This window comes from Streptomyces sp. NPDC097595 (genome assembly GCF_044761525.1).
Classification (GTDB): domain Bacteria; phylum Actinomycetota; class Actinomycetes; order Streptomycetales; family Streptomycetaceae; genus Streptomyces; species Streptomyces drozdowiczii_A.
In genome coordinates this window covers 139700-152620 of record NZ_JBIWCN010000015.1, presented here as the reverse complement: position 1 = coordinate 152620, position 12921 = coordinate 139700, and the positions used below count along the sequence as shown (strand labels likewise).

Sequence of the window (12921 nt, the reverse complement as noted above, 5' to 3'; positions counted from 1 at the left end):
AGGTGGAGACCGTCCAACCCCCAGGAACTCCCTCAAAAGGGGAGAACCTACGCTGCAAGGAGAGCGCGTGCTCACTGTCGGTGACAAGTTCCCCGAGTTCGACCTGACCGCCTGCGTGTCGCTGGAAAGCGGCAAGGAGTTCGAGCAGATCAACCACAAGACCTACGAGGGTCAGTGGAAGGTCGTCTTCGCGTGGCCGAAGGACTTCACCTTCGTGTGCCCCACCGAGATCGCCGCCTTCGGGAAGCTGAACGAGGAGTTCGCCGACCGTGACGCCCAGATCCTCGGCTTCTCCGGCGACTCCGAGTTCGTGCACCACGCCTGGCGCAAGGACCACCCGGACCTGACCGACCTGCCGTTCCCGATGATGGCCGACTCGAAGCACGAGCTCATGCGTGACCTCGGCATCGAGGGCGAGGACGGCTTCGCCCAGCGCGCCGTCTTCATCGTGGACCAGAACAACGAGATCCAGTTCACGATGGTGACCGCCGGTTCCGTGGGCCGTAACCCCAAGGAGGTCCTGCGGGTCCTCGACGCTCTGCAGACCGACGAGCTGTGCCCCTGCAACTGGACCAAGGGCGAGAACACCCTGGACCCGGTCGCGCTCCTCTCGGGCGAGTGAGCTGATACCGCTATGGCTCTCGACGAACTGAAGTCCGCCGTACCGGACTTCGCCAAGGACCTGAAGCTGAACCTCGGTTCGGTCATCGGCAACAGCGAGCTCCCGCAGCAGCAGCTCTGGGGCACCGTCCTGGCCTGCGCGATCGCCTCGCGCTCGCCGAAGGTGCTGCGCGAGCTGGAGCCGGAGGCGAAGGCCAACCTCTCCGCGGAGGCGTACACCGCCGCGAAGTCGGCCGCCGCCATCATGGCGATGAACAACGTCTTCTACCGCACCCGCCACCTGCTCTCGGACCCCGAGTACGGGAACCTGCGCGCGGGTCTGCGGATGAACGTCATCGGCAAGCCGGGCGTGGAGAAGATCGACTTCGAGCTGTGGTCGCTCGCCGTCTCCGCGATCAACGGCTGCGGCCAGTGCCTCGACTCGCACGAGCAGGTGCTCCGCAAGGCCGGCGTGGACCGCGAGACCATCCAGGAAGCCGTCAAGATCGCCTCGGTGATCCAGGCGGTGGGTGTGACTCTCGACGCCGAGGCGGTACTCGCCGAGTAGGCGCCGTACTCTGAATACGGGAAGGGCCCCGAGGACGACCGACCGTCCGAGGGGCCCTTCTTCTGTGCGTACGCGCTACGAGGCGTCCGGCGACGGCTCGTCCCCGCCCTTGTCCGGCTTCTCCGGCGGGGCGCCGGAGGCCGGGGCGGGCGCCGCGTCCAGCGCGGTCGACCCGTGCGGGGGCGGCGAGTGGCGGCGCGACTCCTCCTGCCCGTAACTGCGCAGATAGCCGACCACCGTATTGGTCACCGCGACCAGCGGCACCGCCACCACCGCACCGCCGATCCCGGCGACCATGCCGCCCGCCGCGACCGAGAGCACCACGGCCAGCGGGTGCACCCGCACCGCCCGGCCCAGGATGAACGGCTGGAGGACATGGCCCTCGATCTGCTGCACGGCGAGGACCACGGCCAGCACCATCAGCGCGGTGAACACGCCCTCCGTGACGAGCGCGACGACCACCGCCAGCGCCCCGGAGACCACCGCGCCGACGAGCGGGATGAAGGCGAACAGGAAGATGAAGACGGCCAGCGGCACCGCCATCGGCACGTTGAGGAAGTAGATCCCGAGCCCGATGAAGATCGCGTCGATCAGGGCCACGATGACCGTGCCGCGCACATAGGCGGTCAGCGTCCGCCAGGCGCGCGGACCGGCCCCGGCGACCCCGGGCCTCGCCTGCGCGGGCACCAGCTTGAGCACCCACTGCCAGATGCGCGCGCCGTCGTAGAGCAGGAAGAGCGTCGAGAACATCGCGAGCAGCGCGCCGGTCATGAACTCCACGACCACGGTGACGCCTTGGAGGCCCGCGGTGGTGATCGCCTCGGTGTTGGTGCCGACGGTGTCGCTGAGGTTCTTGGCGATGTCGTTGATCTGTTTGTCGGTCACATGGAACGGGCTGTCCAGGAGCCAGTTCTTGAGGTCGTCGATCCCCTTCGTCACCTTGTCGGACAGGGTGTCGATGTTGTCCATGACCTGCCACACCACGAACCAGCCGACCAGGCCCATGATGACGAAGCCGGAGATCGCGGTGACGGCCGTCGCCAGGCCCCTCGGCAGCCCGTGGCGCCGCAGCCGGGCCACGGTCGGCTGGAGCAGCGCGGTGACGAGCAGCGCGGCGACGAAGGCCAGTACGACCAGCTGTACGGCGCTGATGACCCGCATCAGCACCCACAGGGTCCCCGCCAGCACCAGCAGCCGCCAGCCCGCCTCGGCCGCGACCCGCATCCCCCACGGGATCGCCGCGACCGGATCGGGCCGCGCGGCCACGGTGGGCGCGTAGGAGGGCGGAGCGGGCACCTGGTCCACGGGGGCCGCCTCGTCCTTCCCGGTCCCCGCCGGGTCCGTGCCCCCGGGCAGGGGGTCGTCGGCCTCCGTCTCGGCCCGTCGTTCATCAAGGCGCTCGCTCAGCCTGCTCAGCTCAGCACCCACTTGTCCGAGCCACCCCGGCAGTTTCGACATAACGCTTCCTCTACCCCCGTCCGCTCTCCCCACCGCTCCCCCGGGAGCGTTCCGCACGACCGTACACGCGTGAAGCCCCTCACCGAAGGACGGCGAGGGGCTTCACGAGGTTGCGCAGGTGAACCCTGGTTCTAGTACCAGTGGTTGGCCTGCCAGAAGGACCAGGCGGCGCACGGGCTGCCGTAGCGCGCGCTGTTCATGTAGCTGAGGCCCCACTTGATCTGGGTGGCCGGGTTGGTCATCCAGTCGGCGCCGGCCGAAGCCATCTTGGAGCCGGGGAGGGCCTGTACGAGACCGTAGGCGCCCGAGCCCGGGTTGCTCGCCCGGTAGTTCCAGCTCGACTCGTGGTTCACGATGTTGCTGAAGCACTGGAACTGGTCGGCGGGCATCATCTGGCGAGCCATCGCCTGGACCTCGGCCACGCTGTAGGAGCTCTGCACGGCGAACGAAGTGGAACGGACCTCGGAGCGGCTTGCGCGCTCCTGGGCTTCCTTCTTCTTCGCCTCGCGCTCGCGCTCCAGCTTGTCCTCGGCGGCCTGCTTCTTGGACTTGGCGTCCTTGGCGGCCTGGACGCGCGCGGTCTCCTCCGCGGACTTCTTCGCGGCGGCGTCGGCGGCGGACGCCTGGGCGTCGGCCTGCTGCGTCAGCGAAGCGGTCTGCACCTGGGCCTGCTGGCCCGCGGGAATGTCTGCGAGCAGCGTGGTGTCGGCTGCGGTCGCCTCGAAGTTGTTGTCGTCGGCAGCAGGGGTGCTGCCCGATGCAACGCCTACGACGGCGCCTACGGTGGTGACCGCGGTGGCTGATGCCACGGCGAACCCCCGGACCGAAATCCGGCTCACACGGTGTCCTTCCAGCATCGCCCGCTTAGGTGACCTCGCGGGCGCAATCGTGCCCTTGACACTGGCCTCCCTACTGCTTGGGTCACGGGAGGCACGGGCCCGGTGGGCGACTCCCCTGGAGGAGCGCCGCGTGGTGCTCGCGGGCGGCATACGGACGGCGGTTGTTGAGTTGTGTGGTGCGTGGCGCCTCTGGAGGTGCCGGTGTGCCGTATGCGGGGCCTGACGGAAGCAAGACTCTGCCGGAACGGGACCGGGGGAAGCAATTCTCCGTTGCGTGTGAAAGGTCACACCCCGTTTGGCGGACCCGAATTACGGAAAAGGCGCCGCAACACGCCGCCGCCCGGCTAGGCTGCTTGGCCCGCCGGGCGGCGTCAACGTCCCAACCCGTATCAGATCTGACCTTCCTCCAGCATTTCGGTCACCAGTGCGGCGATGCGGGAACGCTCCGAACGTGTGAGCGTCACATGGGCGAAGAGCGGGTGCCCCTTCAGCTTCTCGACCACGGCGACCACACCGTCGTAACGGCCGACCCTGAGGTTGTCCCGCTGGGCCACGTCATGCGTGAGGACGACCCGGGAATTCGTCCCGATCCTGGACAACACGGTCAGCAGGACGTTCCGTTCGAGCGACTGCGCCTCGTCCACGATCACGAAGGCGTCGTGCAGGGAGCGGCCCCGGATGTGGGTGAGCGGCAGGATCTCCAGCATGCCGCGCCCCAGCACCTCTTCGATGACCTCGCGCCCGGAGACGGCCGAGAGGGTGTCGAAGACTGCCTGCGCCCAGGGGCTCATCTTCTCGGCCTCGCTGCCGGGGAGATAGCCGAGCTCCTGCCCGCCCACCGCGTACAGCGGGCGGAAGACCATCACCTTCTTGTGCTGTCCTCTCTCCAGCACCGCTTCGAGCCCCGCGCAGAGCGCCAGCGCCGACTTGCCGGTGCCGGCCCGGCCGCCCAGCGAGACGATGCCGACCTCCTGGTCGAGCAGCAGGTCCAGGGCGATGCGCTGTTCGGCGCTGCGGCCGTGGATGCCGAACGCCTCCCGGTCGCCGCGGACGAGCCGCACATTGCCCTCGGGCGTCACCCGGCCGAGCGCCTTGCCGCGCTCGGACTGGAGGACCAGGCCGGTGTGGACGGGCAGCTCGGCGGCCTCGGGGACGTACAGCGTCTCCTCGGCGAAGAGCAGGTCCACCTGATCGGCCGCGAGGGGCAGTTCGGCCATGCCCGTCCAGCCGGAGTCGGTGATCGCCAGCTCCGCGCGGTACTCCTCGGCGAGGAGGCCGACCGATGAGGCCTTGATGCGCAGCGGGAGGTCCTTGGAGACGACCGTGACGTCGTACCCCTCGGCCTGGAGGTTGCGCGCGACCGCCAGGATCCGTGAGTCGTTGTCCCCCAACCGGTAGCCGGCGGGCAGAACGCCGGGATCGGAGTGGTTGAGCTCGACGCGGAGCGTCCCGCCGAGGTCCCCGAGGGGGATCGGCGCGTCCAGCCGGCCGTAGCGGACCCGGAAGTCGTCCAGCAGGCGCAGGGCCTGGCGGGCGAAGTAACCGAGCTCCGGATGGTGCCGTTTGGCCTCCAGTTCCGTGACCACGACGACGGGGAGCACGACCTCGTGCTCGTCGAATCGGGCCATGGCGTTCGGATCGGCCAGCAGGACGCTGGTGTCGAGAACGTAGGTGCGCCTGTCGGGCAGGCGGCGCTTTGTGCTGGTCACCACGGAAGGACGTACCCCCTCGGAAGAGGCTGGCGTGCGACGGCGGGCCGTCGCGGAGCATCCCGCTTGTCATCGGCGCCCACCTGGTTGGCGACCGGGCGCCGGCCTGTCAGGGATATGCCCTCTTACCCGGCCGGCCATGCCGACAGGATCTCTTCCGGGGGACGGCGGGGCTGAGCCCGCCGGGCTCAGCCTCCGTAGCGCCGGTGGCGGGCGGCGTAGTCGCGCAGGGCCCGCAGGAAGTCGACCCGGCGGAAGGCCGGCCAGAAGACCTCGCAGAAGTAGTACTCCGAGTGCGCGCTCTGCCAGAGCATGAAGCCGGAGAGGCGCTGCTCGCCGCTGGTGCGGATGACGAGGTCGGGGTCGGGCTGGCCGCGCGTGTAGAGGTGCTCGGAGATCAGGTCGGTGGAGACGATCTCGGCCAGGTCCTCGAAGGAGGTGCCCTTGGCGGAGTGATCGAGGAGCAGGGAGCGCACGGCGTCGGCGATCTCCTGCCGGCCTCCGTAGCCCACGGCGACGTTGACGAGTATCCCGTCGACCCCGACCGTGGCCTGCTCGGCCTCCTTGAGGACCGTCTGGGTGTGGGCGGGCAGCAGGTCGAGCGTGCCGACGTGGTGGACCCGCCAGCGGCCGTCCGCGGCCAGGCCGCGCACCGTGTTCTCGATGATGCCGAGGAGCGGGGTCAGCTCGGACTCGGGCCGGTCGAAGTTGTCGGTGGACAGCAGCCAGAGCGTGACGACCTCGACGTCGGTCTCGCTGCACCAGCCCAGGAGCTCCTTGATCTTGTCGGCCCCGGCCTGGTGGCCCTCGGCCGCCGTGCCGCCGGACGCCTTCGCCCAGCGCCGGTTGCCGTCGAGGATGACGCCGATGTGCTTGGGCACCTGGGAATGGTCGAGGCGGGCCTCCACCCGGCGCGCGTAGAGCCCGTACACCAGGTCGCGCAAGTTCACTGAGTCCACCTCTCGGTTCCGTGCGGGCCCGCCGGCCCCTTCGCCAGGGGTCCGGGGTCGTCCCCTGGGGATCGGATCGCCGCACTGGAAGGGGGCGGATCGCCCCGCCGTGTCATGGCAGTCCCGTCAGGCCACATTACTGCGCGGGCGCCGCACCCACCCAACTCGGCCTGTCACAAGTCCGTGATAAAGAGATAATCGTGACTGATTCCTCTTCCCCCTACCAGGCCGCCGCGACCCGCTACGACTCCATGGAGTACCGCCGCAGCGGACGCAGCGGGCTCAAGCTCCCGGCCGTCTCGCTCGGCCTCTGGCACAACTTCGGCGACGACCGGGCGCTCGGCTCCCAGCGGGCCATCCTGCGCCGCGCCTTCGATCTCGGGGTGACCCATTTCGACCTGGCCAACAACTACGGCCCGCCGGCCGGCTCGGCCGAGCTGAACTTCGGCAAGCTCTTCCGCCAGGACTTCGCCCCGTACCGGGACGAGCTGCTGATCTCGACCAAGGCGGGGTACGAGATGCACCCCGGCCCGTACGGGGAGTGGGGCTCGCGCAAGTACCTGCTGTCGTCGCTGGACGCCTCGCTGAAGCGGATGGGCCTGGACTACGTCGACATCTTCTACTCGCACCGCTTCGACCCGGAGACTCCGCTGGAGGAGACGATGGGGGCGCTGGCCTCCGCCGTACAGCAGGGCAAGGCGCTGTACGTGGGGGTCTCCTCGTACAACTCGGCGCAGACCGCCGAGGCGGCGCGGCTGCTGCGGGAGATGGGCGTCCCGGCCCTGATCCACCAGCCGTCCTACTCGATGATCAACCGCTGGACCGAGGACGACGGGCTCCTGGACACGCTGGAGGCGGCCGGGATGGGCTGCATCTCCTTCGTCCCGCTGGCCCAGGGGCTGCTGACCGGGAAGTACCTGAACGGCATCCCGGAGGGCTCGCGGGCCACCCAGGGCAAGTCGCTCGACCCGGACCTGCTGTCGCAGGAGGTGGTGCGCCGGCTGAACGGGCTGAACGACATCGCGCGCCGCCGGGGCCAGTCGCTCGCCCAGCTGGCCCTGGCGTGGGTCCTGCGCGACAGCCGGATGACGTCCGCGCTGATCGGCGCGTCGAGCGTGGGGCAGCTGGAGGAGAACGTCGCGGCGCTGGCGGGCCCGGAGCTGTCGGCCGAGGAGCTGAAGGAGATCGACGCCTTCGCCGTCGACACCGAGGGCACCAACATCTGGGCCGCGCGGGGCTGAACGCCCGCCCGGCCCGGCGCCGGGCACAAAAAACGGGCCGGTCCGTGGGGGGGGTTACGGACCGGCCCGAGGGGGGGTTTCCACCATAACCCTTCGTAAGTGATGCTGGGTGCCGCGGCGCGAAATAATTACTCTCCGAGAGTGAAAGGCTTCGCTCCGGTCACCGGTCGGCCCTCGCCGTACGCCTCTGACCTGCGAGAACACCACCCACCCCGGGACGGGCACCGGAAACACGCCCGAGACGTCCACAGGATGTCCACATTCCGCTCGTCAGTGGCCGCCGCGCGGCTTCACGCAGCCCGTTCCCTCCATGTAGCGACCGTGCGCCTCGGCGTTGACGAGACCGTTGACCATGCCGTCCAGCGAGCCGTCCAGGCAGAGGGTCCCGAGGGTTACGGTGAAGGAGGTGCGGCCCGTCCCGAAGGTGGCCGTGGTGACCGATCCGTCCGGGTATCCGAGGGCGTGGAGCGCGTGGAAGACCGCGTCCTCGGTGGACTTCTGCCCCTCCGCGAGCGCGGCCAGCGCCTGCTTCACCCGCTTCACCTCGGCCTCTCCCCGGACGCGGTCCGCGTCGGACAGGTCGAGGGTGGACTGGAAGGCGTGGTTCTCGGCGTAGTGCGGATTGGCGTCGCCGCCCTGCTCCCCGCTTTGGTCGTTGCCCTGCTCGCCGCCCTGGTCGCCGCCCTGGTCGCCGCTCGGGCCCGACGCGGAGGCGGCCGGGGAGGGGGAACCGTCGTTGTACACCACCTCGGTACCGCAGCCCGCGAGGGCCGCGCCGATCAGGAGGGCGGTCGCAGCGGCGCGGAGCGGGGGCGTACGTCTCGCGGAGGTCATGCGTACGAGTATGGGCCGGGAACCCGGCGTGTGACGGCGGGAGTTGGCACCCGATGCCATTCCGTCACGTCGCGGCGGCAGCGCCCCGGTGGCCCCGGGTGAAGCGGACGCCGACGGTGTCCCCGCCGACGACCACGAAGCGGCCGCCCTCGCAGCGGATCACGGCCTCGTGGACCTCGCCCCGCGCGTCCCGGCGCTCGTCCGTGCTCAGCACCGTCCAGCCGCCCTCCGGGGGCTGCGGCAGACCGGCCAGCTCGGCGAACTCCCACTGGGCGGCGGGCACACACCAGTCGGGCAGCCGCGGCCAGGTGCCGGCGCCCACATGCAGGGTGCCGTCGGAGGCGCAGGTCAGCCGGACCGACTGGCCGTCGTCCAGCACGAACGAGACGGCCTCCGGCTCGCCCATCCGGCCCTCGGGGCGGTAGAAGATCCCGAGGACGCCGACGATCCTGGCCCCCTTGAGCCACTCGGCGCCACCCCGGCGCGGGCCGTGCGCGGCGTCCCCGTCGGTGCCGAGGTCCATGGCCAGCTCCTTCCCCGAGCGCTCGCGACCAGAGTGCCATTTTTCGGGCCGTGTGGGGGCGTTGGCCTCACGCGGGTTTGCGTGCCTCGATCAGGAAACGGGTGGTGTGGGCGACGAACGGGCCCTCGGTCTCCAGCCGGTGGTGCAGTGCGGCGAGTTGGGGCCGGTACGCCTCGACCGTGAAGCCGGGCACCATCCAGATCACCTTGCGCAGGAAGTAGACGACGGCCCCGATGTCGAAGAACTCGGTGCGCAGCCGCTCCGACCGCAGGTCCACGACGTGGAGCCCGGCCGCCTCGGCGTCGGCCCGCGCCCGCTCCGGGTCGCGCGCCTCGCGCACCTCCGGGGGCTGCGCCCCGAGGAAGTACTCGACGAGCTCGAAGACGCTGGCGGGGCCCACCTGTTGCGAGAAGTACGTGCCGCCAGGGGCCAGCACCCGGGCGATCTCGTCCCACCACGTGGTCACCGGATGCCGGCTGACCACCAGGTCGAACGCCCCGTCCCCGAACGGCAGCGGCGGCTCGTCCTCGTCCGCGACGACGGCCACTCCGAGCGGGTGCAGCAACGCGGTGGCCCGGGCGATGTTCGGCGGCCAGGACTCGGTGGCGACGACCAGCGGCGGCAACTCCGGCACGGAGGCCAGCACCTCACCCCCGCCCGTCTGCACATCGAGCGCGGCCCGCGCCCGCCCCATCCGCTCCCCCATGGCCCGCGCGTACCCCCAGGAGGGCCGCTGCTCGGTCGCCCTCCCGTCGAGCCAGGAAAAGTCCCACCCATCGACGGAGACACGGTCCGCCTCGGCGACGAGAGCGTCGAACCGGGCGGCTTCGCCGGGCGTGGGCGGGGTATCGGGCGTTTCGGGCATGGCCCGATGATCCCAGCCGGAACGGTCCGCCCGCGACCGCTTTACGGGCGAGGCCGGCTCACCACCAGTAGACCGGATACGCCTGCCTGTTGAGGCGGTTCCCGACCAGGCCCACCAGTACCAGCAGGACCGTCGCCGCGGCCAGCAGGGCGAGGAACGGGCCGGTGGAGGGGGCGGTCGCGGCCACGATCACGGCTGTTGCGGCGGCGGGTGAGTGGGCGACGCGGAGCAGCAGCATCGCGCCGAGCGCGAGGCCGCCCGCGATGCCGGAGGACCAGACGCCCTGTCCGAGGACGGCGAGGACCAGGAAGCCGGTCAGGGCGGAGACGAGTTGGCCGCCGATCACGCTGCGGGGCTGCCCGAGAGGTGTCTGGGAGGCGCCCGCGATCAACGCCATGCTGGCCGCCAGCGGCGGGATGAGCAGGACCTGGTGCGACCACTCTCCCAGTGCCACCAGGAGGGTCAGGGCGGCGACGCTGGTCGCCGTGGCGACCAGCGTCGTCAGCGGCTTCGGCCGGGGCGGCGCCTGCGTCGCGTGCCAGGGGCGCGCGGGGGCGGGGACCTCGGCCGGGGGCCTGGTCTGCGTCATCGTGTCGGGTTCCCTTCGAGGCCGACGCTAATGGCTTGCCCGTTAGCATCGATGAGGTGAATCTACCCGCAACCGCCCGATCGCGCGGCCGTTCGCGGAACCTGGAAGAATCCGCCTACGCGCGGGGCAGGGAGGGCCGGAATGACGACACACGGCAAGGACACGCTCGAAATCCGCCCCCTTGAGCCCCTGGCGGTCGAGTTCACCAGCTCGTGGCATTACGAGGCGGGCGCCCTGATCGACGAGATCGGCACCCCGCACGGGCTGGCCCACTGGGTCGACGCGTACCGCCCGCGCCTCGGCATGAGCGACGTAGCCCCCGTAGTGATGGGAGCCCCGGACGTCACGACCGCGCTCGCCGTCCGCGAGGCCGTACGGGACCTGCTCGATGCCCTGGTCGACGGTGGGCGGCCGCCCACCGCCTCGCTCGGCCTGGTGACCGAGAGGGCGCAGGGCGTGCAGCAGGCCGCGGTCGGCTGGACCGACGCCGGGCCGCGGCTCGAATGGCCGGACGGGGTACGGGTGATGGACATCGTGGCCGCCCAGGTCTGCGCGTCGGCCACGCGGCTGCTGACCTCGCCGCGCCGCGCACTCCTGCGGCGCTGCCCGGCGCCCAGCTGCGTGCTGTTCTTCTCGGCCCTGCGCACGGGCCAGCAGTGGTGCAGCCCCGCCTGCGGGAACCGCGCCCGCGTGGCGCGCCACAGCGCCCGGACGCGCTGACCCCGCTGCGGTCAGGCCGCCAGTCCGCCGAAGAGCAGCCCCAGAAAGGCTCCCGCGATCATGAACGGGCCGAACGGGATGCCCGTCTTGCGGTTCGCGCGGCGCAGCGCGACGAGTCCTGCCCCGTACACCGCGCCGAACAGGAACCCCGCGAAGCCGCCCGCGAAGACGACCGGCCAGCCGTACCAGCCGAGGACCGTGCCCAGGGAGAGGGCCAGTTTGACGTCGCCGAAGCCCATGCCGCGCGGGTTGACGAGGAAGAGCAGGAAGTAGAACGCGCCCAGGACGAGCCCGCCGAGGAGGGCGGAGAGCCAGGAGCCCGCGTGTTCCGGCAGCAGGGCCGCCAGGCCCAGGAGTACGGCGGCGGCTCCGGCGGCCGGCAGGGTCAGCCCGTCCGGCAGGCGGTGCACGCGGTGGTCGATGCTCGCGAGGAGCACGGCGACCGGGGCGAGCAGCAGCCAGGCCGCCAGCTCGGGCCGCGTGCCGGTCGACCAGGCGAGGGCGGCACAGGCGAGCGCGGTGACGACGGGGGCGAGGCGGTGGGGGGCGGGGCGGGGCGCTCCCTCGGCTGTCACGGCGCCGGACGCCCCCGTACGCACCTCCGCGACCGCCCCCTCCGCGCAGCCGCCGCAGCGTGCCGCGCCCAGCCAGGCGCGGGCGGGGCCGGTGAGCGGGTGGCCCGCCGGGCAGGCGTCCCGCCAGGGTTCGCCGGGCGGAACGGAGAACCGGTAGGCGGCGCGCGGGACCAGGAGCCCGGTCGCGGCGCCCCAGAGCGCGGCGACCCCTATCAGCATGGCGTACACCCCAGCGATCCTAATCGGCGTGGTCCGGGCGGGGGTTGGGCCTGTGGATTCGGGCCCGGCGGCGGTCCGGTCGCCGCTACCGTCGGGGCCATGGCTCGATGGCGCGATGGCACGGGAACGCTGACGATCACGGACCGGGACGGCGTGACCGAGATCCGGGTGCCGCTGCGGATCGCGGCCTCCTACCGGCACCGGGCGCGCGGACTGCTCGGCCGGGACGGGGTCGACGGGGCGCTGATGATCACGCCGTGCGGGAGCGTGCACTCCTTCCGGATGCGGTTCACGATCGATGTGGCCTATCTGGACCGGAGGTTCAACGTGCTGGCGGTCCACACGATGCGCCCGGGCCGGCTCGGGCTGCCCCGGCCGCGCGGCCGCCATGTGATCGAGGCGGAGGCGGGCGCGATGGCGGCGTGGGGGCTGCGCCCGGGGGTGCAGGTCCGGGTCGAGCAGGCTCCGTAGGCACCCGCCGTCTATCTGCGGGGCACGTCGCTGCCGTAGACGACCCACGGTGACTGCTGGAAGGAGTTCACGCCGGACAGCTGCGGCTGCGCGGCGGCCACTTCGGGCAGCAGCGCGAGCGTGTCCGGCCAGCAGTCGAAGTACACCGCCCCCTTGACGATGAACCCCGCCCAGTCGGTGGCCGCCGACGCGCCCTCGCGGTCGAGCACGAAGCCCACGCAGAGCAGCGATGCCCGCCCTATCGCCTCGCGCACAGCGCGGACCGCCCGTTCCCGGGCGTCGCGGGCCGGCGCGCCGAGGCCGAAGCGCAGCTCCACCGTGCCGTCGCCGCCCCGGCTGACCTTGGCCCGTATCTCCTCGCCATCGGGCAGCCACAGCAGGAAGTCGACCCGGTCGAGGCGTTGCAGCCCGGCCAGCAGCACGAGTTGGTCCCGGCTCACCCAGGACTGCGTACCGGAGGGGTCGGCTCCGGGGCTGATCAGGGTGATGCGCCGGGTGACCGGGTGGTCGGCCCGCACACCCGCCGCCTCCAGGTCGCCGAGCAGCGACTCGGCGTCGGGGCGGCTCCAGCACAGGTGGTACGAGCAGAAGAAACCGTCACTCATCGGCGCGTCACCTCGGTACTCGTGGTGGCTGCCCGCCCCGCCCGCGTCACCGCACGGAGCGGCGGCGTGGGGGGCCGGCGGGTGGTCGGTACCCGAGCGTACGGGCAACCCCTGGTCCGGGGCGCCCGTGCGCACGGGGGCGGCCGGTGCACGGT

General features: G+C 71.4%; 15 protein-coding genes. 5 read left to right on the top strand and 10 right to left on the bottom strand.

Going from position 1 to position 12921, the window contains the following annotated elements; genetic code table 11:
- The first annotated feature begins 67 nt into the window (after window positions 1-67).
- Window positions 68-622, top strand: a complete 555-nt coding sequence (locus ACIQZN_RS23250; RefSeq protein WP_362539050.1) for a peroxiredoxin — start codon at window positions 68-70, stop codon at window positions 620-622.
- Between the two features lie 12 nt (window positions 623-634).
- Window positions 635-1168, top strand: a complete 534-nt coding sequence (locus tag ACIQZN_RS23245) for an alkyl hydroperoxide reductase (RefSeq protein ID WP_403997028.1) — start codon at window positions 635-637, stop codon at window positions 1166-1168.
- 75 nt (window positions 1169-1243) lie between these two features.
- Here ACIQZN_RS23245 and ACIQZN_RS23240 read toward each other — a convergent pair whose 3' ends face one another.
- The 4 genes from ACIQZN_RS23240 to ACIQZN_RS23225 all read right to left on the bottom strand — a co-directional run bounded on the left by ACIQZN_RS23240 (window position 1244) and on the right by ACIQZN_RS23225 (window position 6124).
- Window positions 1244-2626 (bottom strand): AI-2E family transporter, encoded by a 1383-nt coding sequence (locus ACIQZN_RS23240; RefSeq protein WP_403997025.1) that lies wholly within the window; start codon window positions 2624-2626, stop codon window positions 1244-1246.
- A 131-nt stretch (window positions 2627-2757) separates the two neighbouring features.
- Entirely contained in the window at window positions 2758-3465 is a 708-nt protein-coding gene (locus ACIQZN_RS23235) for a lytic transglycosylase domain-containing protein (RefSeq protein WP_403997022.1), read from the bottom strand.
- Window positions 3466-3854: 389 nt separating this feature from the next.
- The gene (locus tag ACIQZN_RS23230) at window positions 3855-5177 is read right to left on the bottom strand and encodes a PhoH family protein (protein WP_403997019.1); all 1323 of its coding nucleotides are present in this window, start codon (window positions 5175-5177) and stop codon (window positions 3855-3857) included.
- Window positions 5178-5362: 185 nt separating this feature from the next.
- The gene (locus ACIQZN_RS23225; RefSeq protein ID WP_018100938.1) at window positions 5363-6124 is read right to left on the bottom strand and encodes an isoprenyl transferase; all 762 of its coding nucleotides are present in this window, start codon (window positions 6122-6124) and stop codon (window positions 5363-5365) included.
- A gap of 200 nt (window positions 6125-6324) precedes the next feature.
- Here ACIQZN_RS23225 and mgrA point away from each other — a divergent pair, with 200 nt between their 5' ends.
- Window positions 6325-7365, top strand: coding sequence for an L-glyceraldehyde 3-phosphate reductase (mgrA, locus tag ACIQZN_RS23220; RefSeq protein ID WP_403997016.1), 1041 nt, complete (start codon window positions 6325-6327; stop codon window positions 7363-7365).
- A gap of 270 nt (window positions 7366-7635) precedes the next feature.
- Here the strand turns inward: mgrA and ACIQZN_RS23215 are convergent, their stop codons facing one another.
- The 4 genes from ACIQZN_RS23215 to ACIQZN_RS23200 all read right to left on the bottom strand — a co-directional run bounded on the left by ACIQZN_RS23215 (window position 7636) and on the right by ACIQZN_RS23200 (window position 10176).
- Window positions 7636-8199 carry a hypothetical protein gene (locus tag ACIQZN_RS23215; protein WP_403997013.1) on the bottom strand — a complete coding sequence of 188 codons (564 nt, stop codon included), beginning with the start codon at window positions 8197-8199 and terminating at the stop codon, window positions 7636-7638.
- Between the two features lie 64 nt (window positions 8200-8263).
- Window positions 8264-8722, bottom strand: coding sequence for a hypothetical protein (locus ACIQZN_RS23210; protein ID WP_403997010.1), 459 nt, complete (start codon window positions 8720-8722; stop codon window positions 8264-8266).
- 67 nt (window positions 8723-8789) lie between these two features.
- The gene (locus ACIQZN_RS23205; RefSeq protein WP_403997007.1) at window positions 8790-9587 is read right to left on the bottom strand and encodes a class I SAM-dependent methyltransferase; all 798 of its coding nucleotides are present in this window, start codon (window positions 9585-9587) and stop codon (window positions 8790-8792) included.
- Window positions 9588-9645: 58 nt separating this feature from the next.
- On the bottom strand, window positions 9646-10176 hold the full coding sequence (locus ACIQZN_RS23200; RefSeq protein ID WP_403997004.1) for an HPP family protein: 531 nt from the start codon (window positions 10174-10176) through the stop codon (window positions 9646-9648).
- 141 nt (window positions 10177-10317) lie between these two features.
- Here ACIQZN_RS23200 and ACIQZN_RS23195 point away from each other — a divergent pair, with 141 nt between their 5' ends.
- Window positions 10318-10896 (top strand): CGNR zinc finger domain-containing protein, encoded by a 579-nt coding sequence (locus ACIQZN_RS23195; RefSeq protein WP_403997001.1) that lies wholly within the window; start codon window positions 10318-10320, stop codon window positions 10894-10896.
- Between the two features lie 11 nt (window positions 10897-10907).
- Here ACIQZN_RS23195 and ACIQZN_RS23190 read toward each other — a convergent pair whose 3' ends face one another.
- On the bottom strand, window positions 10908-11699 hold the full coding sequence (locus ACIQZN_RS23190; protein WP_403996999.1) for a prepilin peptidase: 792 nt from the start codon (window positions 11697-11699) through the stop codon (window positions 10908-10910).
- 90 nt (window positions 11700-11789) lie between these two features.
- On the opposite strand from ACIQZN_RS23190, the gene ACIQZN_RS23185 reads away from it, so the two are divergent.
- Window positions 11790-12161, top strand: coding sequence for a DUF192 domain-containing protein (locus tag ACIQZN_RS23185; protein WP_403996996.1), 372 nt, complete (start codon window positions 11790-11792; stop codon window positions 12159-12161).
- An 11-nt stretch (window positions 12162-12172) separates the two neighbouring features.
- Here the strand turns inward: ACIQZN_RS23185 and ACIQZN_RS23180 are convergent, their stop codons facing one another.
- Entirely contained in the window at window positions 12173-12766 is a 594-nt protein-coding gene (locus ACIQZN_RS23180) for a hypothetical protein (protein WP_403996993.1), read from the bottom strand.
- Window positions 12767-12921 lie beyond the last annotated feature (155 nt).